General features: G+C 41.5%; 23 protein-coding genes. 13 read left to right on the top strand and 10 right to left on the bottom strand.

All coding sequences use genetic code 11. From position 1 onward, the window contains the following. Nucleotides 1-41 precede the first annotated feature (41 nt). Entirely contained in the window at nt 42-239 is a 198-nt protein-coding gene (locus BM739_RS12930; RefSeq protein ID WP_076541243.1) for a hypothetical protein, read from the bottom strand. A 309-nt stretch (nt 240-548) separates the two neighbouring features. On the opposite strand from BM739_RS12930, the gene BM739_RS12925 reads away from it, so the two are divergent. Beyond that, nucleotides 549-1,289 carry a FadR/GntR family transcriptional regulator gene (locus tag BM739_RS12925; protein WP_076541241.1) on the top strand — a complete coding sequence of 247 codons (741 nt, stop codon included), beginning with the start codon at nt 549-551 and terminating at the stop codon, nt 1,287-1,289. An 871-nt stretch (nt 1,290-2,160) separates the two neighbouring features. On the opposite strand, the gene BM739_RS12920 is transcribed toward BM739_RS12925, so the two are convergent. Then, nucleotides 2,161-3,327 (bottom strand): methyltransferase, encoded by a 1,167-nt coding sequence (locus BM739_RS12920; protein ID WP_076541239.1) that lies wholly within the window; start codon nt 3,325-3,327, stop codon nt 2,161-2,163. 274 nt (nt 3,328-3,601) lie between these two features. Here BM739_RS12920 and BM739_RS12915 point away from each other — a divergent pair, with 274 nt between their 5' ends. Beyond that, nucleotides 3,602-4,009, top strand: coding sequence for a hypothetical protein (locus BM739_RS12915; RefSeq protein WP_076541237.1), 408 nt, complete (start codon nt 3,602-3,604; stop codon nt 4,007-4,009). Nucleotides 4,010-4,239: 230 nt separating this feature from the next. Then, the gene (locus BM739_RS12910) at nt 4,240-5,985 is read left to right on the top strand and encodes an ABC transporter transmembrane domain-containing protein (RefSeq protein WP_303046097.1); all 1,746 of its coding nucleotides are present in this window, start codon (nt 4,240-4,242) and stop codon (nt 5,983-5,985) included. Between the two features lie 107 nt (nt 5,986-6,092). On the opposite strand, the gene BM739_RS12905 is transcribed toward BM739_RS12910, so the two are convergent. After that, nucleotides 6,093-7,691 carry an AMP-binding protein gene (locus BM739_RS12905; protein WP_076541233.1) on the bottom strand — a complete coding sequence of 533 codons (1,599 nt, stop codon included), beginning with the start codon at nt 7,689-7,691 and terminating at the stop codon, nt 6,093-6,095. Between the two features lie 463 nt (nt 7,692-8,154). Here BM739_RS12905 and BM739_RS12900 point away from each other — a divergent pair, with 463 nt between their 5' ends. After that, nucleotides 8,155-10,725, top strand: a complete 2,571-nt coding sequence (locus tag BM739_RS12900; protein ID WP_076541231.1) for a TonB-dependent siderophore receptor — start codon at nt 8,155-8,157, stop codon at nt 10,723-10,725. A gap of 91 nt (nt 10,726-10,816) precedes the next feature. On the opposite strand, the gene BM739_RS12895 is transcribed toward BM739_RS12900, so the two are convergent. Beyond that, nucleotides 10,817-11,347 (bottom strand): thioredoxin family protein, encoded by a 531-nt coding sequence (locus BM739_RS12895; protein WP_076541229.1) that lies wholly within the window; start codon nt 11,345-11,347, stop codon nt 10,817-10,819. A 196-nt stretch (nt 11,348-11,543) separates the two neighbouring features. On the opposite strand from BM739_RS12895, the gene BM739_RS12890 reads away from it, so the two are divergent. After that, nucleotides 11,544-12,161 carry a LysE family translocator gene (locus BM739_RS12890; protein ID WP_076541227.1) on the top strand — a complete coding sequence of 206 codons (618 nt, stop codon included), beginning with the start codon at nt 11,544-11,546 and terminating at the stop codon, nt 12,159-12,161. A gap of 72 nt (nt 12,162-12,233) precedes the next feature. On the opposite strand, the gene BM739_RS12885 is transcribed toward BM739_RS12890, so the two are convergent. Both BM739_RS12885 and BM739_RS12880 read right to left on the bottom strand, forming a co-directional pair. Beyond that, entirely contained in the window at nt 12,234-12,566 is a 333-nt protein-coding gene (locus BM739_RS12885; protein WP_076541225.1) for a DUF3144 domain-containing protein, read from the bottom strand. A gap of 119 nt (nt 12,567-12,685) precedes the next feature. Next, on the bottom strand, nt 12,686-13,231 hold the full coding sequence (locus BM739_RS12880; RefSeq protein ID WP_076541224.1) for a prepilin-type N-terminal cleavage/methylation domain-containing protein: 546 nt from the start codon (nt 13,229-13,231) through the stop codon (nt 12,686-12,688). Between the two features lie 68 nt (nt 13,232-13,299). Between BM739_RS12880 and ung the strand changes: the two genes are divergently transcribed. Then, the gene (gene ung, locus BM739_RS12875) at nt 13,300-13,965 is read left to right on the top strand and encodes a uracil-DNA glycosylase (protein ID WP_076541223.1); all 666 of its coding nucleotides are present in this window, start codon (nt 13,300-13,302) and stop codon (nt 13,963-13,965) included. A 74-nt stretch (nt 13,966-14,039) separates the two neighbouring features. Here ung and ispB read toward each other — a convergent pair whose 3' ends face one another. Next, nucleotides 14,040-15,011, bottom strand: a complete 972-nt coding sequence (gene ispB / locus BM739_RS12870) for an octaprenyl diphosphate synthase (protein ID WP_076541222.1) — start codon at nt 15,009-15,011, stop codon at nt 14,040-14,042. 280 nt (nt 15,012-15,291) lie between these two features. Between ispB and rplU the strand changes: the two genes are divergently transcribed. The 7 genes from rplU to BM739_RS12835 all read left to right on the top strand — a co-directional run bounded on the left by rplU (nt 15,292) and on the right by BM739_RS12835 (nt 19,534). Continuing rightward, nucleotides 15,292-15,603, top strand: coding sequence for a 50S ribosomal protein L21 (rplU, locus tag BM739_RS12865; protein WP_076541221.1), 312 nt, complete (start codon nt 15,292-15,294; stop codon nt 15,601-15,603). A gap of 16 nt (nt 15,604-15,619) precedes the next feature. Beyond that, on the top strand, nt 15,620-15,874 hold the full coding sequence (rpmA, locus tag BM739_RS12860; protein WP_055024328.1) for a 50S ribosomal protein L27: 255 nt from the start codon (nt 15,620-15,622) through the stop codon (nt 15,872-15,874). Between the two features lie 262 nt (nt 15,875-16,136). Further along, entirely contained in the window at nt 16,137-17,303 is a 1,167-nt protein-coding gene (cgtA, locus tag BM739_RS12855; RefSeq protein ID WP_076541219.1) for an Obg family GTPase CgtA, read from the top strand. A gap of 14 nt (nt 17,304-17,317) precedes the next feature. Then, nucleotides 17,318-18,082: a threonine/serine exporter ThrE family protein gene (locus tag BM739_RS12850; RefSeq protein WP_076541217.1), complete on the top strand. Its 765-nt coding sequence runs from the start codon at nt 17,318-17,320 to the stop codon at nt 18,080-18,082. Then, nucleotides 18,079-18,546, top strand: coding sequence for a threonine/serine exporter family protein (locus BM739_RS12845; RefSeq protein WP_076541215.1), 468 nt, complete (start codon nt 18,079-18,081; stop codon nt 18,544-18,546). The genes BM739_RS12850 and BM739_RS12845 overlap by 4 nt, the downstream gene beginning before the upstream one ends. A gap of 32 nt (nt 18,547-18,578) precedes the next feature. Then, nucleotides 18,579-19,061, top strand: coding sequence for a dihydrofolate reductase (locus BM739_RS12840; RefSeq protein WP_076541213.1), 483 nt, complete (start codon nt 18,579-18,581; stop codon nt 19,059-19,061). A gap of 80 nt (nt 19,062-19,141) precedes the next feature. Beyond that, on the top strand, nt 19,142-19,534 hold the full coding sequence (locus tag BM739_RS12835; RefSeq protein WP_076541211.1) for a DUF3718 domain-containing protein: 393 nt from the start codon (nt 19,142-19,144) through the stop codon (nt 19,532-19,534). Between the two features lie 225 nt (nt 19,535-19,759). Here the strand turns inward: BM739_RS12835 and BM739_RS12830 are convergent, their stop codons facing one another. From BM739_RS12830 to apaG, 3 genes are all read right to left on the bottom strand, one after another. After that, nucleotides 19,760-21,781, bottom strand: a complete 2,022-nt coding sequence (locus tag BM739_RS12830; RefSeq protein WP_076541209.1) for a methyl-accepting chemotaxis protein — start codon at nt 21,779-21,781, stop codon at nt 19,760-19,762. A gap of 120 nt (nt 21,782-21,901) precedes the next feature. Next, complete coding sequence (locus tag BM739_RS12825; RefSeq protein WP_076541208.1) at nt 21,902-22,720, bottom strand: symmetrical bis(5'-nucleosyl)-tetraphosphatase; 819 nt, start codon at nt 22,718-22,720, stop codon at nt 21,902-21,904. A 4-nt stretch (nt 22,721-22,724) separates the two neighbouring features. Further along, nucleotides 22,725-23,105: a Co2+/Mg2+ efflux protein ApaG gene (gene apaG / locus BM739_RS12820; RefSeq protein ID WP_076541206.1), complete on the bottom strand. Its 381-nt coding sequence runs from the start codon at nt 23,103-23,105 to the stop codon at nt 22,725-22,727. Between the last annotated feature and the right edge of the window lie 37 nt (nt 23,106-23,142).

Genomic DNA, 23,142 nt, shown 5'->3' with positions numbered 1-23,142 from the left:
CTGAGTTTTAGTGACGCTTTAATCGTAAATAAACTCCTACCTCAATAATTGCTGGTGGTCGTTTGCGTTTGCTCTGAAACTTGAGTAGTAGGCGCTGCAACCTCAAGCTTATCTACATCATCTTGTGCAAGGACGGGCGCACTTAATAAGGTTAACAGAGCTGAACTGTATAGCGCTGACGTTGGTTGCCAGTTAAGTCTACTTAACCTTAATGCGTTGCTGATTTTATTAAGTTTCACGTTTATCTCCCCAGATAAAATATTGTATTAAACTGCGAACACAATCCTTTAAACATGATCTTTAAATACAACTTTTTTCTGCATAGAAACTAACCAATGGCGACGGTTGGTGTCAACCATTTTGTGTTACCAATATCAAATAAACTTTACTTTTTGTTATTACCAATAATATTAAGGTAACAGTTGTTGCTGCTTAAGTGGTTGCTGAGTGGTATTCTAAAGTGATAAATAGGCTTTGCGTTGAATTACTAAATCGATATGATGTACTCATGCAAATTGTAATTTTTTGAATAAATTGAAGGACCAAACATGAAAAATAGACGTATGTTTTGGCGCATCGTAGAAGAGATTGAAGCGTCTATTACTCGCGGCGAATATGTACCTGGTAGTCGTTTACCTCCAGAAAGGGAGCTAGCTGAAAAGTTTGATGTTAGCCGTCCAACCATTCGTGAGGCGATTATTGCACTAGAAGTACGAGAAAAAATTGAAGTTAAAACCGGCTCGGGTGTTTACGTTTTACAATCAGTCAATCAGTCGCAAACTCAAAACAAAATTAACGCCTTTGAATTGACACAAGCTAGAGCACTTGTTGAAGGTGAAATCGCTGCACTTGCAGCAAACACCATCACAGAAGAAGAGCTGGTAGAGTTAAATAAGACATTGATTATGATGGAAAATAAGTCTTATATAGAAGAGGCTGATCAAATGTTTCATAACATCATTGCTAATTCCACTCGTAATGGTGCATTAATCAAAATGTTTGAAAGTTTGTGGGCACTGCGGGCGTCAAGTCCAAAAATTATTGACGACTACGACAGTGTTTGTAGTAAAGATAACCAGAAGACCTTAGATGAACATACAGCTATTTATGAGGCATTAGCTGCATCAGATGCTTCAGAGGCGCGCTTGGCGATGCATAAACACTTTAATCGCTTGATTAATGTATTGTTTGATACTGTTGAGGCTAAATCACTTGAAGAAGTGAGACGTAAAAACAGTGAGAAGCGTGATTTATATTCAATTGATAACTTGGTTAATAGATTAAGTTAGCACATCAACACTCGCTTCAAAGGACGCTTAGCGTCCTTTTTTATGGCCGTATTTCTGTTGTTTTAAACAGCAGCATTAAAATAGAGCTTGTTAGCTGAGTATCAACTCGCTGTTAGAAGCTTATTAATCGCTTATCTATAAGGAACTGTTGCCAATTTATTTGAACTGGCTTTAAACGATTAGAGTATGCTTTATTCAAAAGAGTGGCTTATAGATGGCAAATCTTTAAAAAAAATTTGCTAATAGCTCACGAGTTAACAAGTTTTTTTCTTACTAAATTGTAACAAGATTACTGAGAATGATATTTATTCTTTTTTGGGTAACGATAATTGAGCGGCTGAAGTGAATGTGGTTGGTTAACCAATTTTGTGATACTTATTACCAATCGTTGTTGTCTGTCTCAGTTGTTTTTAAGGCTGCAGGCAACGCATTTCCTTAATCCCCATCGCATTGTTTGGGTTGTCGCGTCACTACTCTGCTGTCGCTCAGTATATTAAAATTGATTTATTTGCCATTGGACGGTCTAGTTAGCCTTTAATTTAAACCATTATTGTAACTACCAGCATAGTAAGTACCAGCATGGCAAGTATGAGCATGATAAGTTTAAGCATCAAATGTGGTAATAAATTACATTAGCGATAACTTAAGTGAGCGTGCTTGTGAGCAGATTCAACGGCACTGGCGCCATTTTAAACAGTACCTTGAGGCGCAGAGCTAAAGCTAAGCTTTGCAGTGATTTGTAGTGATTTGTAGTGATTAGCTGTGATTAGTAAAACTGAGTCACCGGATAAGTCGGCTGATTAAGCCTTTAGCTTAAAGGCTTAATCACAAATTTAATCAAGGGCTTGAACCAAGTTAGTGGCAGCTTGGCTTACTTAATCGCCTGTAAAATCAAAAACTTACCATTTGACGCTACCGTGTTACAGTTTTTGAATAAGCGCTTTAATTTCACATGGTAGGCTAAATGACGATTACCCACCACTTGTAACATGCCGCCTGGGGCTAAACGTTTGCGGGCATCTAAAAACATCTGCCATGCGATGTGATCGGTAATGGCTTCGCCTTGATGAAAAGGAGGGTTACATAACACCAAGTCTGCCACCAGATCCTCATCTAAATGGGTTAAGCAATCATCCCAATGAAACTGCGCTTGGTTTGGTGCCAAGCCATTGGCCTGCCAATTATGACGGCTCGATGCTACAGCCATTTCAGAGTCATCAACAAAATGAATGTTTGCCTTGGGGTAAACCTGAGCCGCTCTAAGGCCTAAAATACCGTTACCACAACCTAAATCAATAATATTGTTAAACTCACCTTCAGGTAAATTATCGAGCATGATCCTAGCGCCAATATCGAGCTTGTTGGCGGCAAAAACATTACTTAAATTACTAATGTTGAGGTTAAAAGCTTCAACAGGCCAGGTGACAGCTTGAGCCAGTGGTCGTTTATTGCCGTCGGCCACACAGGTAATAATGCGGGTTTTCTTCCAAGTTAAGCTGGCATTGGCAGCCCCTAAATTTTTCTCAATCAGGGCTAGAATTGCTTTATTGATGGTTTTTGCTTTAGCGCCAATGAGTACTTGGGTACCTTTGGGTAAAACCTGAGATAAGCGCTGCAATTGATGAGCAAAATAACTGAGGTTTTTTGGCAGCTTCATTAACACTAGCTGCAAGGTGTCAGGTAATAGCTCACGGCTATGAAAGCGCTGGATATTATCTGATGGCAGTTGATTGGCTGCTAAGTTTAACTCAGCTCCCAGTAAACTGGTTTTAGCGTCAGTTTCAACAAATAAAGGCCAGCTTGGCTCTATCGCAACAAGGCCGCATTGCAGTGCCCCAAAATTATCATTAATGATGGCGGTATTAACTGGGCTCTTGCTTGACTCAATCTGGCTTGACTCAATCTGGCTTGACTCAATAATATGCTTTATCAGGTGTTCATCGGCGGCATCCCAAGCTTGCAGGTTGGACTCTTGCTGCTTTGGATAGCGAAAAAGTGTTAACTCAATTCCTTCACATGAGAATTGGTTTGCCGTCATTATAATTACCTGTCATCAACATCATCAAAATAGCCGGTAATTATCGCAGATAAGCGTTTATTGTGCGAGGGGAACTCAGGGCTTATCTGCAGTTAATCGCCCCGTTTAATATCCATATCTAAAATGACGACCCTTTACAGCCAAAGTGCCCTGTGGCGTATTTGCTCGACATAGGCTGATAAGGTTTGCGGCGTCGCTGTGACTGATGCTAGATTACATAGGCAATAGATTAAGCTCAACGCGCTAATAACATTAACATTTACAAGGGAATTGTATGAAAGGTGCAGGTGGAACGTCAGGTGGTATTGGGTCATTTTTTATTGGTTTGATTATGATGTGCGGCGGTTTTTATATGCTACTGAATGCCATTAAAATCACCAGTTCATTTGGTATGGGGCATAGTCTATATAGAATGGGTGGTATGAACCTGACCAGTGGCATGATCATGATCCCATTTATGTTTGGAGTCGGGTTGATGTTTTACAATGCCAAAAATATTTTTGGCTGGATCTTAACCTTTGGCTCACTGGTTGCGCTCATTTTCGGCGTGATTAGCTCAATTAATTTTCGCTTTAGCCATATGAGTGCGTTTGAATTAATTGTTATCTTAGTGCTGAGTGTTGGCGGCTTAGGGATATTTTTACGCTCACTGAAAACCATTGACAGTAACAGCCTGAGCTAATCTGCTGTTTTTGTTTTAGTGCAAGCAATAGTAGAAAACTCGCACCATTTTGCAACAATGCTGAGTTCAATCATTGGCTCAGTATGGTCAATGCTATATTTATCTTCATCTGCTTGATTGTTTATTGATACTATTTGGCTACTTAGTTTTTATTGGTATCCATTTTGACTACAGACTCGCCTTCACAGCCGCTTGAAAACAAGCCCTCGTCTACACAAGCATTTCCAGTCTTGCCGTGGATTATGACCTTTCTTAAGCCTTATCGACTGAAAGTGTTAGCGGCAATCATCTTTTTATTCATAGGATCATTTGCTTGGTTGTCATTAGGCCAAGGGGTAAAGATGATGGTCGATGAAGGCTTTGTGGCTGATAACGCTGGCCGCCTAAATGAAATCGTCTTGTTTATTTTAGTGATAACCGCAGTGAGTGGCAGCGCCGTTTTTTGTCGCTTTTACTTAATGACATGGCTAGGTGAGCGGGTTATCGCCGATATTCGCTTGAAAGTGTATAACCATTTACTGTCATTATCGCCGGCATTTTTTGCCGAGCAGCGCACCGGTGAAGTGATTTCACGCTTTACCGCTGACAGCACGTTATTGCAAAGTGTGGTGGGCAGTAGTTTGTCAATGGCGTTTCGCTCAAGTGTTACCGTGCTAGGCGCGATAGTGATGATGACGCTGACCAGTATTAAGTTAACAGGCTTAGTGTTACTGGCCGTGCCTATGGTGTTTGTTCCGGTTATTTTTCTCGGTAAAAAAGTGCGTCAGTATTCACGAACCAGCCAAGATAAAGTTGGCGATTTGGGGGCGTATATCGATGAAACCCTCCATGAAATTCATACCGTGCAAGCCTACGGCCATGAAAGTAAAGATCGCTACGTGTTCAATGAGCAAGTTGAAGCTGTGATGACCGCGGCTAAAAGCCGAATTTTATATCGCTCTATTCTTATTTCATCAGTGATGTTTTTAAGTATTGCCGCTATCGCTTTGGTGCTGTGGGTTGGGGCGCAAGATGTCATGGCGGACAACATCACAGCTGGTGAGTTATCTGCTTTTATGTTTTATGCGGTAATGGCAGCAGGTGCAGTGGCCACCATTAGTGAAGTGTTCAGTGAAATTCAGCGCGCCTCTGGGGCGGCTGAGCGTTTAGTCGAGCTAGTGAACACTCCCATTGATTTACCCCAAGTTAAATCACCACAGCAACTGCCTGAAAAGGTCCAAGGCCAATTAACCATAGAGCAGTTGCAGTTTGCTTACCCTAGTGGTACCGATAATGTCATTAAAGGCATTGATTTACATATTAAGGCGGGCGAACGTGTGGCGCTGGTGGGGGAAAGCGGCGCCGGTAAAAGTACCTTATTTGAATTATTACTGCGTTTTTATCAACCTCGATCGGGAATGGTTAAGCTCGATGGCTTTGATATATCACAGCTGGAGTTGGCGCAGCTGCGTGAGCAATATGCGTTAGTCCCGCAGGACTCGGTTATCTTTGCCACTAACGTACTGGAAAATGTCCGCTATGGCCGGGTTGATGCCAGCGAAGATGAGGTTATTAACGCCTGTAAAACAGCCAAAGCTGACGAGTTTATTAATGAGTTACCTGACGGCTATCATACCTATTTAGGTGAGAGAGGCGTTAAGCTCTCAGGTGGTCAAAAACAGCGTATTGCCATTGCCAGAGCCATATTGGCAGACAGACCTATTTTATTATTAGATGAAGCCACCAGTGCATTAGATGCGGTGAGTGAAGTGTATGTAAAGCAAGGTTTAGATAATTTGATGCAGGGCAGAACCACCTTGATCATTGCCCATCGATTAGCCACCGTGATTAATGCCGACAGAATTGTGGTGTTAGAAAAAGGCCAAGTAGTTGCTGTGGGCACACACCAAGAGCTAATGCAGACAAGTGAAATTTATAACGCCTTTGCCAGCTTGCAATTACTCACTGACATCGACATTGAGCAAGAATCTGCTTAGCGCCGGCTAGTTTAAGTTTAGCGAGTGATAAAAAATGCCTTCAATTGTGAAGGCATTTTTGATGTTGTTACGAATGATATTTCTTTTAAATTATATACCGTGGGCTGCTACTTTCTTAACTCGCGGCGTAAGATTTTACCCACAGTGCTTTTCGGCAGTTGCTCGGTAAACTCAATAATGCGTGGAATTTTATAGGCGGTTAATTGGCTGCGGCAATAATCTGAAATTTGCTGTTTGGTTTGCGCTTCATCAATTGAGGGATCTTTTAAAACGATCACCGCTTTAACCGCTTCACCGGACTTTTCATCTTCAACACCGACTACCGCGCACTCAAGCACTAATTCGTTTTGGGATAAAATATCTTCCACTTCATTAGGGTAAACATTAAAGCCTGAAACGATAATCATGTCTTTTTTACGGTCGACTATTTTGTGAAAACCATCTTCAGTAGCGATTGCAATATCGCCGGTTTTAAAATAACCGTCACGGGTCATGACTTTGGCGGTTTCTTCAGGCTTTTGCCAATAACCTTGCATCACTTGTGGACCTTTTACTGCAAGTTCACCAGCTTCACCTAATGGCACTTCTTCATCGTTGATATCTAATATTTTAACCTCGGTGGCCAATACAGGTTTACCAATAGTGCCTAACTTTTGGTAACCCGGTGCGTTTAAGCTCACTACCGGGGCGGTTTCTGATAAGCCATAACCTTCAGATATCATGCAGCCGGTGGTTTTTTGCCAAATGTTTGCCGCAGCACTGGTTAGTGCTGTGCCGCCAGAGATAGTGATGGTTAACTTACTAAAATCCAGAGCTTGAAATTCTGGCTGGTGGCATAGGCCAACAAATAAGGTATTAAGCCCTGCAAAGCCGGTAAATGGATAACTGGCCATAGTCTTTATTAAGCCTGCAATATCGCGCGGGTTAGGGATTAGCACTGAGCAGCTGCCAGATTCAAAATACAGGACTAAATTCACCATAAAGGCATAGATATGATAAATCGGTAACGGCGCGACAAAAATGTCTTTACCTTCAGTCATAGTGCTGGCGATACGAGAGCGAACTTGGCCAGAATTTGCCAACATATTGCGATGACTTAGCATGGCGCCTTTTGATAAACCCGTGGTGCCGCCTGTGTATTGCAGCGCGGCGAGATCTTCTTGCTTGGGTTTGTAAGGACTAAAGCTTGATTGCTCACCAAGGGCGAGCATGTGGTTAAATTCAACTTTTGCAAAAGGGGTGTCAGCTTGAGGTTGAGGATTGATTAAATCCAGTGCATGGGTACTGATGACCAGCTCAATATCCGTGTTGTCGACCACATTATTTAAGCTCGGCAGCAAGTCAGATAATACCACTAAGGCTTTAGCGCCAGAATCGTTAAACTGATGAATTAACTCACGCTCGGTATATAACGGGTTGGTGTTGACTATGATAAGGCCAGCTCGAATTGCACCGTAGGCTGCAATCACAAATTGAGTGATATTTGGCAGCTGAATCGCGATGCGATCCCCAGGTTGGAGCTGACTATGGTTTTGCATGTAGGCAGCAAATTGGCGCGATGCGGCTTCAACTTCACTGAAAGTGGTATTTTTACCTAAACATGCATAAGCCACGTTATCCCCATAACGTTGGCAAGTCTGTTCGATCAAATCTACCAGCGAATCATACTGCTGTAGATTGAGTTCTTTATCTGCGTCATACCCCATGCTTATCCCCTTTGTTGTTTATTTTTGTCGCATTTCAAACAGGCGTTTAGATTAGAGTGGTTTTGGTTAACAGGTCAACAACATTCTTCGCTTTATCAAATTATATGATTAAAAAATATAGAGTTTATGCTCTACTCGTATCATGAACGGTCAGCTTAATTTTGATGGTTTATTGAGCAGTAAAGGGGTAAGTTAATCTCATTGTTAATTGTTTTTTAGTGCGCTGTTAGTGTTATCAACTGCATTAAGATCCCTTTAATTAGTGTTTTAGTCTTTTGCACTGTTATTGCCTCTAAATGCGTAGATTATTTCGAAAGCCAATCGAAATTGTTCGCAATTAAGTTTTATTTGTTATGGAAATGTAAATGAGAGATGTATTTCATTTTGGGAGAGACGATTTTTAATCATATGTTTATGAATAAAAATGAGTCACAAGCAAAAATATAATAAATAAAGAGACCACATGATGACCAATCTAAAGAAAACCAAGAAGTTTGGCTTTAGCTCATTAAGCCTCGCAATAACTGTAGCATTGACCGGTTCAGTCATGTCTACTCAAGTCGCTGCAGCGGAAGAAGAAGTTGCAGAGAATGTAGAAAAAATTGCAGTAGTAGGTAGCCGCGCTGCGCCGCGTTCAGTGGGTGAGTCGCCTGTTCCTGTGGATATCATTAGCGCTGATGATTTAAGGAAGAACGGCTCTACTGACATGATTGATATGTTAGTCACCTCAGTGCCATCATTTAACTCGCGTGCTCAGCCTATTAGTGATGCCGCAACCCTTGTTCGCCCAGTCAATTTACGTGGTCTGCCTTCAGACAGCACCTTAATCCTTGTTAATGGTAAGCGACGTCATCGTGCGTCTGTGATTGCATTCCAAGGTGGTGGTATTAATGATGGTGCTCAAGGACCTGATATTTCAGTCATTCCAAGTATTGCGTTGAAACAAGTTGAAGTACTGCGTGATGGCGCTGCGGCGCAATATGGTTCTGATGCGATTGCGGGAGTGATGAACTTCCAATTAAAAGATAGCGCTGAAGGAGGTTCAGTCTCTGTTTCACACGGTGAATATTACGAAGGTGATGGCGCTACAACAACCGTTGACGGCAATATTGGTTTGCCACTAACTGATGCCGGTTTTATAAACCTCAGTGCTCAATATAAAACGGCTGATGCAACTAGCCGCAGTGTGCAGCGTCCTGATGCTGCGGGCTTGATCGCGGGAGGAAATACCTTCGTTAATGATCCTGCCCAAATCTGGGGTAACCCAGAAATTAAAGATGATTACACTGTATTTGCGAATCTTGGCTTTGATTTTAATGATAAGCACAGCCTTTATGCATTTGGTAACGTTTCGTCAAGAGATGCCATCGGTGGTTTCTATTACCGTAACCCCCATAACCGTGGCAATGTTTACTCCCTTGATGGCGGTGAAACCTTACTAGTGGGTGCAGTAAATGGCGATCCATCAACATGTGATGTTGTGCCAGCGAATGTAGCTAATGTACTTGATACCCCAGAATATGCGGCAATGGTTGCAGATCCTAACTGTTTCTCAATGAACCAAGTGCGCCCAGGTGGTTACACCCCTCAATTTGCTGGCACCATTGAAGATATGTCTTTCTTCTTAGGTTTTGAAGGTGAATTTGGTGAGTGGGCTTATGATGCTAGTGCAGGTACTGGTGCCAACAAAGCAAGCTTTAGTTTAAGAAACTCCCTTAACCCTTCTTTAGGTTTAGCGGCGAATCCTGAAGACACCCAAACTGATTTTGATACCGGTGCTTACGAGCAAGTTGAAACCACAGTCAACCTCGATTTCTCGCGCTATTTCACTCTTGGTTCACTTGAAGATATTAGTTTTGCCACTGGTTTTGAATGGCGTGAAGAGTCATTTGAAATTACCCAAGGCGAAGAGGCATCTTGGTTAGCAGGCCCATACGCGGATCAAGGTTTCAATATTGGTTCCCATGGCTTTAAAGGTTTTGGTCCTGAAGCTGCGGGTAAAAACTCTCGAACCAATATTGGTATTTATGCCGATGTTGAAGCGTATTTAACTGATGATTGGTTATTAGGTTTAGCGCTGCGTTATGAAGATTTTTCTACTTTTGGTGATACCTTAAATTATAAAATCTCTACCCAGTACTCAGTGAATGATTACTTCTCAATTCGTGGCTCGCACAGCACCGGATTTAGAGCGCCAACCGTCGGTCAAGAGAATGTGGTTAACACCCAGACCTCGATTGTAAACGGTGATTTGATCCAGACATTTATTGCTCCACCAACGGATCCGTTAGCGGCATTTTATGGTGGTGAAGTCCTAGATCCTGAAGAATCTATCAGCTTTGCGTTAGGTACGGTATTTGAATATGAAGACTTTTTCTTAACCGTTGATTACTACAATATTGAAGTGACAGGCCGTCTGGCGCAGTCAAGTCAAATTGAAGTACAAGCTGACGATTATGATGAGCTAAGAGCGGCGGGAGTTGAATTCCCTGAGTTAATTTCAGCGGTTACTTATTATACCAATGACTTTGATACTACCACTCAAGGTATTGATATTGTGGGTTCCTATGAAACAGAGCTGATGTCTGGTGACTCAATGTTCAGTCTTGCCTATGGCTGGACGGATACAAACGTTGATAAGTTTGACCCAGATACGACTGATGAAGGTAAAGTGCGTCGCTTAGAAGATGGTATTCCTGCTCATCGTGCAACCTTAACTTGGAATCAAACCTGGGATGATTTAAACGTGTCGTTACGTGGTAATTACTTTGGTGAATACTATGCAACCCATGCCGATGATACGTCTGATTGGGGTTCTGAAACTGCAGATTCTGCTTTCACTGTTGACCTTGAAGTGAGCTATACGGTAGTTGACGCATTAACTATCTCAGTGGGTGCGAATAATATCTTCGACCAAGAAGCTCAAAAGCTTAAAGACGGTACTTTAGGTGCTCTAGGTGCAGTTTACTATGAAAGTGGCCCATTCGATTATAACGGTGGCTTCTACTACGGTAAGTTAACTTATAGCTTTTAAGCGTTTAACTTGAACCAAAAAGACTGCATCTGCAGTCTTTTTTTTACGATAAATTTATTGAGTGAGTTTAACTTGCTAAATAATAATCGAATCAGTTAACAGCAGCTAAAGTATCAAACAGTGATTCAATGGTGAGCACTGCCGGCAGCCTAATCCCTTGCGGGTACTTAGGTCCGTAAACTTTATTAAAGGGTGTGCCCATACCGCCTTCATTGGTTACATAGGTTTCGATAAGTGCATTAGGTTCAGTCCAATTGCCTTGCATTAAAATGATATTATCAGCAGCAAGTACCTTAACGACTTTTTCTCTATGGGTGACATTGGCTTGGTTGGTTCGACAAGGCAAACACCAGTCAGCGTATACATCGACAAATACCGTGTAGCCTTGCTCTACTAAAGGCGCGATTTGGCTTGGATTAAGCGTCTGCCATTGCAAGCGTTTATAGGCATTGTAATCTTCATCTTTTTGCAAAAAAGAATACACCCCTGCAAAACAAAAGGTCATAAAACTGAGTAACACGATGATCGCAGTAGGAATATTATTCCCTTTTATTTTTAGAATAATCAGTAAACCGATACCGCTTAGCAGTAATCCAAGTAATATTGGCAGCAATAAGGCCATAGGATGTGTTCTCAGTTAAGTATGCAGAAGATATAGGCGACTATATCAAGTTTTACTTAATTTGAGGTTAAAGCAATGTTGTCAGTGAGCATTCATGTTAACGTTACGCCTTTACTAAACTGCAGATAACTCAACGAATATAGTCATCTGTATTTGATGGTATCGATACTCACTTAATAATGATTTAGGAAATGAAATGACGCTCAGTACGTGGTTAGGTTTATTAGCTATCTGTTGTTTAGGTGCCATGTCTCCAGGCCCTAGTTTAGCTATGGTGTTAAAACATACTTTATCTGGTGGGCGATTACATGGTGTTGTTTGTGCCTGGGCACATTCAATAGGTATTGGCGTTTACGCTTTGGTGACCTTATTAGGGCTGGCGGTAGTGCTAGAAAAGTCGCCCATCATTTTTAATGGTATTGCGATTCTGGGGGCGTTATATTTGGCTTGGATGGGGTTTCAAGCACTAAACTCTAAAGGGGGGATGGAGCAAAAATTACAGGCTGGCGCACCGGCAAGTTTATTAGATGCTGCAAGAGATGGTTTAGCTATATCTTTGTTTAATCCTAAGATTTTATTATTCTTTTTAGCCTTATTTAGTCAGTTTGTGCTTGCAGCGGAAACCATGACAGGTCAAACCGTTATCGTGCTAACCCCCTTGGTTGTTGATGGCCTTTGGTACACCCTTATTGCTGTGGTGTTATCCCATGGACCAATTTTAAATCGGTTACGAAACAAAGCGGCGTTAATTGATAAGTTATCAGGTGTGGTGCTTATCTTGCTCGCGGTACGGGTACTAATAAACCTATTTTGATTATTAAATTAATAGCGATAGATAAAACCAAAAAAGCCATCTTGTGATGGCTTTTTTGGGTTACAGCAGTTGTTAGTTTTTAAATACTTGTACTGAATCGTCTTTCTCAACAACGGCTTCTTCTGATGCCTGTTGGCTTCCTGGTGGGTTCTTTATATGGTCATTTAAGTTTTCACTTAACATTCCTTTGAACTCTTCTGAAAACCACTCTAGGGCATTATCTTTTTCAGCTTCTAAATTTGAAGACTTAATTGCAGCTTCAAATGCATTGTATCGTGCTGCTGCAAAGCGAAGGGCAGTACCGACTTTGCCAATATCGTTTTCTTGCTGGCTGAGTTGGTTTGCTAGCGCGATAAATTGATCAGCAATTTGGTACATTGTTGTTTCAGTTTTTTGTTCTGACATATTTTCCACTTTTTAGTACTGGTTTAATTGCAATTAGTTTACCCATTTTGAAACTTAAATTCAGGTAAAAAACCATTGAGTTTGCGGATTAGATCCAATTATTAAACAATAACCTCATTTTAACTGTCTGGGTCAGAGTCAGTGATCACTTGGCCATTTCGAGAGTCATAGTAAATGGATAAATTCGTCAATGAGTTATAAAAATAGCGACATTGATCAGGGTTTATATAGGTGGCTTGATAATCAGATACGTTTGCATCGGCAGTAGTTGACACACTGGGCGCATCTTGTAGTACGGTTTCCCATACCGATATGCAATCAGCGACGTTGTTTAGTCTTGGTGAAGGCTCAAACGGGGTCCAATTTTGTGCAGGATAACCCCATAAATTCATATCTAATTGCCCATCTACTCCAGCATTTTCAAATATCGCTAGGTTATCAGCAGGACCTGAATAGCCTAACGTAGCCCATTTTATATGGGCGAGGCTGATACCGGTTGCGAAGCTGCCGCCTGTGGCTTTTACATTTGCTACATGCGCATCTTGTTGAAGGTTGATAAACTTAGGCAAAGCGATGACGGCTAAAATAGCCAGAATAATAATGACGACAACCAGTTCTATAAGCGTAAACCCAGTTTGAGTTATTTTGAGCTTTTCAATTTGCATTTAGGCATCTTTAGTTATGTGTTGTTAAATAATTGTAAGTTAATTTTGGGGTTATAGGTAGGTATGAGATGAAATATGCGAGTTGGCAGCAACTATTTAATGAGCAACAACAGCAAGATTATTATCTTGAATTAATGAATTTTTTAGCGGCGGAGCGCCAGCAAGGTAAAGTAATATACCCTCCACAAAAAGAGACCTTTGCAGCTTTTGAGTTAACGCCATTGAAACAGGTAAAAGTGGTTGTATTAGGGCAAGATCCTTACCATGGGGCAGGGCAAGCTCACGGTTTATGTTTTTCGGTAGCAGCGGGCGTGAAAACGCCGCCCTCTTTAGTGAATATCTATAAAGAGCTTAAGCAAGATATTGCCGGCTTTGAAATTCCAGCACATGGCAACCTCAGCGCTTGGGCTAAACAAGGGGTGTTATTGCTTAATACGGTTTTAACCGTTGAAGAAAGTAAGGCTCATTCGCACTCAAAAGCGGGCTGGGAGCATTTTACAGACCAAGTAATGCAATGCCTTAATCAACAAGATAAACCGATTATATTTGTGCTGTGGGGCGCTCACGCGATAAAAAAAGGCCGCTGGATAACCTCACCTCAGCATCATATTCTTTCTGGGCCGCATCCGTCGCCGTTATCGGCTTATCGTGGGTTCTTTGGTTGCAAACATTTTTCAATGATTAATCAATTATTAGTGGCACAAAATAACGCGCCAATTGATTGGCAAGTGTAGGTTTTAGCAATAAAAAATGCACTTGTTGTAATCAAGTGCATTTTAATTTCAAGTTACCGCTTATGTTTGTGGTTTTAGTTATTACGCTGAACTGAAATCTTGGCTAATGAGATAAGCGCGGTTTTGTATTCGCTATCAGCAATTGGCGCTAATGCCGCAATGGCTTTATCGGCTTCTTCATCGGCTTTTTGTTTTGTGTACTCTAATGCTCCTGAGTCTTTTAACGCCGCGACAATTTCGTCGATGGCTTTGGTGCCATCTCCATTTTCAATCGCATCTTTGATCAAGGCTTTAGCTTTATCATTACCGTGTGCCATGGCATAAATTAACGGTAAGGTAGGTTTACCTTCTGCTAAATCATCACCAATGTTTTTACCTAACTCATCAGCATCTGCGGTGTAATCAAGCAAGTCATCGGTTAACTGGAACGCAGTGCCTAAAAACTTACCGTATTCACCTAATGCCGTTTGCTGCTCTTTGCTCACATCTGCAATAACACCTGTGAGTAAGGTCGCGGCTTCAAATAATTTAGCTGTTTTACAGTAAATGACTCGCATATAATTTTCTTCAGTGGTCTCAGGGTCATTACAATTCATTAATTGTAACACCTCGCCTTCTGCAAGAATGTTAGTGGTGTCAGCCAGCACGCGCAGGACTTTCATGCTGTCTAACTCTGTCATCATCTGGAATGAGCGAGTGTAGAGAAAGTCACCTACAAGCACGCTAGCGCTATTACCAAAAAGGGCATTAGCGGTTTGACGGCCACGTCGTAAGGTTGATTCATCAACAACATCATCATGTAGTAGTGATGCCGTATGAATAAACTCTATAATGGCAGCTAACTTAAGGTGTTCTTCACCTTTATAGTCGATAGCACGAGCGGCTAAAACTGAAAGCAATGGGCGTAGTCGTTTACCACCGCCATTGATAATGTAAAAACCGAGTTGGTTTATTAATGCAACATCAGACTCAAGTTGTTTGTAAATTAACTGATTTACGGCTTGCATGTCGTTATCAGCTAGTTGACGAATGGCGTTTAAATCCATAATGGTCTCTAGTTATTAGGCTACCGGACAAAATTATATTGCCCACTATATAAGGTTCAAATTGTATATTAACAAATTTTAACTAATTTTCATGCTTTAGGCAGCTTTTGTTCTTAGATAGTGGGAGTTAAGCCGAGCTTTTTTTATTGATTCAAATTTAACGCTTGCCAGAATGCAAATCTTGCCGTAGAATCCGCGCCCATTGTCATTAAAAGTTTTTAGCACCCGGTATCAACATAACAATGAACCGGAGTGTTAGTCCATTTGGAGTGAAATAGCTATGTACGCTGTTTTTCAAAGTGGCGGAAAGCAACATCGTGTTGCTGAAGGTCATACAGTTCGTTTAGAAAAAATTGAAGTTGCTACTGGTGAAACTGTAGAGTTTGATCAAGTATTATTGGTTGCTGATGGTGAGAACGTTCACGTTGGTGCACCTCTAGTTGCAACTGGTAAAGTTGTTGCTGAAGTGGTTAGCCACGGTCGCGGTGAGAAAGTAACTATTCAAAAGTTCAATCGCCGTAAGCATCACGAAAAGAAAATGGGCCATCGTCAATGGTTCACTGAAGTTAAAATCACAGCGATCAGCGCATAATTTAGGAGTCTAACTCATGGCACATAAAAAAGCTGGCGGTTCTACTCGTAACGGCCGCGATTCGGAAAGTAAACGTCTTGGTGTTAAGCGTTTTGGTGGTGAATCAGTTGTAGCTGGTAACATCATCGTTCGTCAACGTGGTACTAAATTCCACGCTGGTGTAAACGTAGGTATTGGTCGTGACCATACTTTGTTTGCATTAACAGACGGTAAAGTTAAGTTTCAAGTAAAAGGTCCTAATAACCGTAAGTTTATTAGCATCGAAGCTTAATCTAGACTCTAATCAGTCTTTGAAAGCCCCGCCTTCTGGCGGGGCTTTTGTGTTTTTTTACTTCATTGTTGATTTAGTTAGCTAGACTTTAGTTTATTAAAAATTAGTGGATTAAATTTACGTGCGGTATTTGCGATGTTTTACATCGTTGATTATTTATTTTGCAGTAAGCGATTTATGGTGATTGTATCTTCTACGCTTCCCTGCACATCTCAATCTTTTGAGGTTATAATTGACACATTAAGTGGTGTCAGGAGTATGTATGAAGTTTATTGATGAGGCTAAAATCAGAGTTGAAGCGGGTGACGGTGGCAGTGGCTGCGTTAGCTTCAGACGTGAAAAATATGTGCCAGACGGCGGCCCAGATGGTGGTGACGGCGGTGATGGTGGTAGTGTATTTTTAGTCGCAGATGAAAACATGAACACGCTTATTGATTTCCGTTTTGTCAGCTCGCATATTGCTGAGCGTGGTAAAAATGGACGTGGCCGTGATTGTACCGGTCATGGCGGTGAAGATTTAATGCTTAAAGTACCTGTGGGTACCCGTGCTGTTGATTTCGATACTGAAGAATTATTAGGTGATTTGACTACCCATGGCCAAAAGTTACTTGTGGCTAAAGGTGGTTTCCACGGTTTAGGTAATACACGCTTTAAAAGCAGTACCAACCGTGCACCAAGACAGAAAACATTAGGTACGCCTGGTGAAGTACGTTTCTTAAAACTGGAATTATTGTTACTTGCTGATGTCGGCCTATTGGGCTTACCAAATGCCGGTAAATCAACCTTTATTCGTGCGGTATCTCGTGCAACACCAAAAGTTGCTGATTATCCGTTTACGACACTAGTACCAAACCTTGGTGTGGTAAGTCCACGACCTGGGCAAAACTTTGTTATTGCCGATATTCCAGGTTTGATTGAAGGCGCCTCAGATGGTGCTGGTCTTGGTATTCGTTTCTTGAAGCATTTGGAACGTTGTCGTGTGTTATTACACATCATCGATATCGACCCTATTGATGGCAGTGATCCGGTTGAATCTGCGCGTTCAATTGTGGCTGAACTGGAAAAGTATTCACCAAAGCTTGCAGCTAAGCCACGTTGGTTAGTCTTTAACAAAATCGATTTATTGCATGAAGATGAACTTGCAGAAAGAATGGATCGCATTGTTAAGGAAATGGATTGGAAGGGTGACATTTACACTATGTCAGCATTCAACCGAACGAACACTAAAGACATTAGCTTAAAACTATTAGATTTCATCAATTCACTTCCTCCTGAAGATGAAGGCACTAGCCCAGATGACGAAGTTGAGTTTAAATGGGATAACTACCATGAAGCTAGCGTTGAATCGGTAAATGAAAATTACGACGACGACTTTGATGATGACTTCGATGACGATGACTACGATGTGGAAATCATTTACCAACGTTAATAGTCGAGAGACAAGTGTACGCAGAAACTCAAAATGATATCACTCGTCTTGTTGTACGAAGTGCACAATTACTTCTAGCCTATGGCGCTGAGTCTGATCTTGTTGAAGAGATCAGTCAGCGCTTAGGTAAAGCGCTGGGTCTTGCCAGCGTTGAACTTTCAATTTCCTCCAATTCCCTTGTACTGACCAGTTTAGTCCATGGCCGCTGTATAACCACAACCCGACGTATTCGAGAGCATGGCATCAATATGAAGGTGGTGTGTGAAGTACAACGCATTTGCCTATTGGCAGAGCGTGGAGTGTGTAATGCCAAACAAGTTAAACGCCGCTTAGAGATCATTGAGCCTAAGAGTTATCCGGCAAAATATTTGATCCCGATGATTGGGTTATCTTGTGCTAGTTTTTGTCACTTATTTGGTGGTGATATTGCCGCGTGTATTATTACATTCTGCGCTTCAGCCATTGGCATGTCTGTGCGATTGTCATTAGTCAAACAGCATTTTAATGCGCTTATTATTTTTGCTATTACCGCTTTTATCACCACACTTATTGCCCAAATCGGCTTCATCGCTGATTTAACCTCAACCCCTAAAACCCCAATGGCTGCCAGTGTGCTGATGTTAGTGCCCGGTTTTCCGTTAATTAACGCGATATCAGATATGGTTAAAGGCCACATGAATGTGGGGATATCTCGCTGGGGGCACGCGACACTGTTAACACTGGCTACTGTCATTGGGATTACACTTTCAATGGCATTGGGTGGGATTTTGTTTATATGAATCTTATTTTAGAATTGCTGCATGATGGATTTTTTTCAGCAATACCAGCGCTAGGCTTTGCGATGTTGTTTAATGTCCCGAAGCGATACTTACCTTTTTGTGCTGTAGCTGGCGCCATTGGGCATAGCTCAAGAAGCCTGCTTATGCATTTTGATATGCCCATAGAGTGGGCGACATTTGCAGCCGCTGCTATCGTCGGTGTTATAACGATTCGCTTTGCCAAGCGTCATCTCGCGCCGCCGCTAATGTATGCCGTTGCAGCAATCATACCCATGGTACCGGGCACCTATGGATACAATACCTTAATTGCTTTGGTACAGCTGAGTGTTCAAGAGCAAGTCAGTAGTGATTTAACTTCGATAGTCATTCTTAATGGCCTGAAAACCGTATTCATTCTTGGGGCATTATCAGTCGGCTTAGCAATGCCCTCATTAGTGTATTATCGAACCAGACCTATTATTTAACCCTAGTTACAGCATCAAATAAGGATTTTTACATGCGCATCGCAATGATAGCCGCCATGGCCAATAACCGTGTGATTGGTAAAGATAATAAAATGCCTTGGCACTTACCTGAAGATTTAAAGCATTTTAAGGCGATGACTTTAGGTAAGCCTGTGGTGATGGGACGTAAAACCTTTGAATCCATTGGTAGACCGCTTCCTGGTAGGCATAATATTGTCATCAGCCGCCAAGCAGATTATCACATTGAAGGCGTTTCATGTGTGAGTTCATTTGAGCAAGCCAAACAACTTGTTACAGGATGTGATGAATTAGTTGTCATTGGTGGTGGGCAACTCTATAAAGAAATTTTACCGCTGGCCGATATATTATATCTAACCTTCATCGAGCTAACTGTTGATGGCGATACTTTTTTCCCTGAGTGGGATGATGGCAGCTGGACGTTACAAGATAAGGTTAACCAGGTTAATGCAGCACAATTGCAATATAGCTTTAACACTTTCGTGAAAAAATGTTAAATTACAAGCTGTTTTACCCTGAATAGAGGTTTACCCTCGATGGTAAGCTGAAAATAATAATACCTACAAAGGAGTATCAGATGCGTTTAATGCCTGTGGCCGTCGCCGTCCTAATTGCAGCATCTTCAGTTTCAACCCCAGCAGTCGCTGATACCGATCAACTTGTGGCAAGTATTTGTGATTACGTTAAATCGAATGATAAAAATCGACTACGTAAAAAACTCAAAGAAAGTCGTGTTAAATTACGTAATATCTATACTGGTGTTTCTTGTGATGGCGCAAGCTTATTAAGAACCGCTTATAATGCAAACTCATTTGAAGTGGGTGAGTATATCGCTAAACGTCTTCCTGCTGGGGATTTAAGTTCACCAGAAGCCGACGGGAAGAGCATTCTTGATTGGGCTAATACCAATGGCCATAGTGGTAGTGCTATTACTGCTGCAGTGCAAGATCGCATCAATAGCGGTGAGTAATGCGTATTGATTAATTTGGTGATAGCAATTGTGAATTATCAAATGAAATCTTATGCATAAATAAAGTTGATAGCTTTGACTGCCAAAACCGCCTTAGGGCGGTTTTTTGTTGCTTATGACTTTTTAATGCAGCAAATCATTGCTAAGTCATGGAGCTATTAGGGTTTAAAGGCAATAAAAAAGGCTCTAAAGAGCCTTTTTTACATTTAGATTTTTGTGTGGTGGTTAAACTTTAAATTCCTTCACAGAGCTTTGTAGCTCTTCAGACAGTATTGCCACTTGCTGACTTGATTGCGCTGTTTGATCTGCGCCTATGGCGGTTTCTTCTGAAATAGCAGCAATGTGCTCTAGCATTTCAGAGACTTGCTGACTGACCAAGTTTTGCTCTTGAGCGGCTTGGGCAATGTGATTACCTGAGTCATAAGCTTTATGTACTGATTGGCTAATGGTTTCTAAGGCCAAGTTAGCTTGTTCTGTTTTATCGACGCAACTGGTTGCTTGTGTGCGGCCTAATTCCATGACCGTCACTGCTTGTTGTGCACCTTGTTGTAACACTTCAATCATTTGCTGAATTTCGCTAGTGGATTCTTGGGTTCTAGAAGCAAGACTGCGCACTTCATCGGCGACAACAGCAAAACCACGGCCTTGCTCACCCGCGCGGGCAGCTTCAATCGCGGCGTTTAATGCCAGTAAGTTAGTTTGCTCTGCAATACCACGAATTACATCAAGAATAGAGCCGATTGATGCGCTATCGGTATGGACCTTATTGATCACCACGCCGGCTTTAGCGACTTCTTCTGCTAAGGCAAGAATAGTGACTTTATTCTCTTCAGCAAGTGTACGCATATGCTGAGTTTCTTGATCGGCTTGCTTAATTTGTTCAAGGGCTTGATCGGCGCTCATTGAAACTTGTTGAGCGCTAGAGCTTAGCTCTGTTGTCGCAGTGGCCACTTGATCCACTTGATTTTTTTGCTCTTGAATACCCGATGTCGTTTGGGTGGTAATTGCCGAGGTTTGCTCCGCTGCGGCGGCCAATTGATTTGAGCGGTCTAAAATACCGACGATCAAATCACTTAAGCTATCCACTAAGCTGTTACAGTTTTTAGCTAATAGCGCGAACTCGTCATGGCCCGAATCATCTAATTTATGAGTTAAATCTCCAGAGGCGAGAATATTGAGCGCTTGATTAACTTTTTCTAATGAGCGGGTTAACGGTTTTACCACCGCAAAACTGACAATAATGGCGACGATAATGGCTAGAATGACCACCAGCATTGTTTGAATATTTGCAGCATCAATATTGTCTATCGCACTGTCACTGATCTGCGCCGTGAAGTTTTCGATAGTATTGGCTAAGTCATTCATGCGTGCATTGACATTTAAACGGTCTTTATCGGTCGCTGCTAACATTGTCGTTGCGGCTTGAGCATGTTTTAACGCCTGACCCTTTAAAGCAATAATAGAGTCATTACCTGTAACTAAAGCAAATACTGCATCACTTTCAGCGTTTAAGTCTTCAAGGGTGCTATCGCTAATAATACCGCGGCCTTGAAGGTTGATATGATCAATCTTGCCGCGGGTATCGCTGAGCATGTACTCAAGCTCTTTTACAATAACGTCATATTTGCTGTTTTCTTTAGCGGCAACTAAATCATAGATAGTGGTAATAATATTGATAAAGTTATTATCTACCGCGCCCGCAGAAGCAGCGATGCTTTGTTTGGTTGGATTGTCGCTTAATTCTAGATCAATAAGGTCTAATAAAATTGAAGATGCATCATCAGCACTGTTTTCTAGGTCATCTCGCAACTGTAATAATTTCTCATGTTTTATAAGGGAGTTTTTATGCTCTTCGAGCATTAAGGCGCTATTTTTTTCAAAACTCTGGTAGCTATTTTTTAACTGAGAAAGGTAATTGGCAAGTTCTGGTCTGTCAGAAATTAACCCTGATAATGTGTTTAATTTTTTAGTAAATGCGACAGATTCGTTGTTGATATTTTTTTCAACAGCAGGAATTTTAGCTGATTGGTCAGTGTAGTAGCCGAATAAAATTTGAATTTGCTGAGCACTTAAGTTTTGAGTTAACTCACCTGTAGCAGTAAGTGCAGGTAAACTGACTTGTTGTAGGGTACTTGTACTATCTTTAATGGTTTTGTTGGTGAGTAAAGATACGCCACCTAAAACAATCAGAAGAAGAGTAACAACGGTAAAACCGCCAATTACTCTGGTGGCAACATTAATTTTCATAGCATACTCCGGCTGTTATTATTTTATCCCGAATTTATCTCTTTGATCACTCAGGGCAGTATGATCATTAGAGATCCAATAACTGTATCGGCTTTGTTACTGGAAAGTTTAATAATTTATTTATGATTTTATTTTGTGCTGTTGTATTTTTTCGTTGGTTTCTAAATGCCATAGGGTTAAATGCTCTCCCCAGCAACATCCTGTATCCAGTGCTTGCATATTTGGCTGGTTAACCACGCCCATTAACGCCGCCCAATGACCAAATACCAAAGTGTGGCTTTGTTTTAAGGGGGAGTTGAATTCGAACCAAGGCGTGAGTTGTGGTGGTTTGTCTTGAATAGGGGATTTACATTTAAAGTCTAAACTGCCATCAGCAAACAAATAGCGCATTCGCGTTAGAGCATTGATGCAATATCGCAGTCTTGGTAAGCCTGTGGCTGCACTGTCCCAAAGATCTGCTTGGTCAGTGTACATTTTTGCAATAAGTGAATCGATATAATCATCTTGCTGTAATGCTTGGCTCACTGCATTCGCTTCTGTGAGTAAGGTCGCTAAGTCCCATTGCGGTGGAATGCCTGCATGGCTCATGATGATATTGTGGGAGGGCAGTGTTTGCACCAACGGTTGTTTTCTTATCCAAGCAATCAAGTCGGGTAAATCATCAGCGCTTAGCAATTCAGCAAGCTTATCTTTGGGGTTGGGTCTTTTAATGTTGCCGTTAAGGGCTAATAGATGCAGGTCGTGATTACCCAAAGTTATTTTGGCACTGGCCTCTAATGATTTTAAATAGCGTAAAGTTTGTAAGGAGCCATTACCTCTGGCGACTAAATCACCTACAGCCCATAGTTCATCCTTTGAAGGGTTAAAGTCCACTTTAGCGAGGATCAGTTGTAACTCTTCAAAACAGCCTTGTATATCGCCAACAAAATAATGTGCCATAGGATTATTGTAAAATCCCAGGAATAGCTAATCTAAAGGTTGGGATTACAGCTTTAAAAGCTTCACCTTGGGCGCTGATCATGCCGTATGTGCCTTCCATAAAACCAACGGGTGTTTCTAATACTGTGCCACTTGAGTATTGGTAAGCTGTGTTGGGCTCGATAGTCGGAGTTTCTCCGACCACACCAGGGCCTTGCACTTCACTTTTTTCACCGTTTGAGTCAGTAATAATCCAGTGCCGATCTTTAAGTGTCACTGCAATGTCGCTCAGGTTAATGATGGTAATGGTATAACTGAATAAATATTTTGATTCTGCTGCTGATGACTGCTCTTCTAAATAATTAGTCTCAACTTTTATTTTAATTTTGGGGGCTACAGAGGACATTAAACTTCCTAAAAACGAAAGGGCACTTTCAATGAAA

Source organism: Shewanella sp. UCD-KL21 (genome assembly GCF_001957135.1).
In the GTDB taxonomy this organism is placed as follows: domain Bacteria; phylum Pseudomonadota; class Gammaproteobacteria; order Enterobacterales; family Shewanellaceae; genus Shewanella.
The sequence above is the reverse complement of the archived record's forward strand: the minus strand, read 5'-3'. Positions and strand labels throughout refer to the sequence as shown.

Bases quoted from the DNA above. Each gene is read 5' to 3' on its own strand.
- BM739_RS12885 (WP_076541225.1), bottom strand. From the start codon at position 12,566: ATGTCAGAACAAAAAACTGAAACAACAATGTACCAAATTGCTGATCAA.
- rplU (WP_076541221.1), top strand. From the start codon at position 15,292: ATGTACGCTGTTTTTCAAAGTGGCGGAAAGCAACATCGTGTTGCTGAA.
- BM739_RS12895 (WP_076541229.1), bottom strand. From the start codon at position 11,347: ATGGCCTTATTGCTGCCAATATTACTTGGATTACTGCTAAGCGGTATC.
- cgtA (WP_076541219.1), top strand. From the start codon at position 16,137: ATGAAGTTTATTGATGAGGCTAAAATCAGAGTTGAAGCGGGTGACGGT.
- ispB (WP_076541222.1), bottom strand. From the start codon at position 15,011: ATGGATTTAAACGCCATTCGTCAACTAGCTGATAACGACATGCAAGCC.
- BM739_RS12830 (WP_076541209.1), bottom strand. From the start codon at position 21,781: ATGAAAATTAATGTTGCCACCAGAGTAATTGGCGGTTTTACCGTTGTT.
- apaG (WP_076541206.1), bottom strand. From the start codon at position 23,105: ATGTCCTCTGTAGCCCCCAAAATTAAAATAAAAGTTGAGACTAATTAT.
- BM739_RS12890 (WP_076541227.1), top strand. From the start codon at position 11,544: ATGACGCTCAGTACGTGGTTAGGTTTATTAGCTATCTGTTGTTTAGGT.
- BM739_RS12835 (WP_076541211.1), top strand. From the start codon at position 19,142: ATGCGTTTAATGCCTGTGGCCGTCGCCGTCCTAATTGCAGCATCTTCA.
- BM739_RS12900 (WP_076541231.1), top strand. From the start codon at position 8,155: ATGATGACCAATCTAAAGAAAACCAAGAAGTTTGGCTTTAGCTCATTA.
- BM739_RS12915 (WP_076541237.1), top strand. From the start codon at position 3,602: ATGAAAGGTGCAGGTGGAACGTCAGGTGGTATTGGGTCATTTTTTATT.
- BM739_RS12920 (WP_076541239.1), bottom strand. From the start codon at position 3,327: ATGACGGCAAACCAATTCTCATGTGAAGGAATTGAGTTAACACTTTTT.
- BM739_RS12880 (WP_076541224.1), bottom strand. From the start codon at position 13,231: ATGCAAATTGAAAAGCTCAAAATAACTCAAACTGGGTTTACGCTTATA.
- BM739_RS12845 (WP_076541215.1), top strand. From the start codon at position 18,079: ATGAATCTTATTTTAGAATTGCTGCATGATGGATTTTTTTCAGCAATA.
- ung (WP_076541223.1), top strand. From the start codon at position 13,300: ATGAAATATGCGAGTTGGCAGCAACTATTTAATGAGCAACAACAGCAA.
- BM739_RS12840 (WP_076541213.1), top strand. From the start codon at position 18,579: ATGCGCATCGCAATGATAGCCGCCATGGCCAATAACCGTGTGATTGGT.
- BM739_RS12905 (WP_076541233.1), bottom strand. From the start codon at position 7,691: ATGGGGTATGACGCAGATAAAGAACTCAATCTACAGCAGTATGATTCG.
- rpmA (WP_055024328.1), top strand. From the start codon at position 15,620: ATGGCACATAAAAAAGCTGGCGGTTCTACTCGTAACGGCCGCGATTCG.
- BM739_RS12925 (WP_076541241.1), top strand. From the start codon at position 549: ATGAAAAATAGACGTATGTTTTGGCGCATCGTAGAAGAGATTGAAGCG.
- BM739_RS12825 (WP_076541208.1), bottom strand. From the start codon at position 22,720: ATGGCACATTATTTTGTTGGCGATATACAAGGCTGTTTTGAAGAGTTA.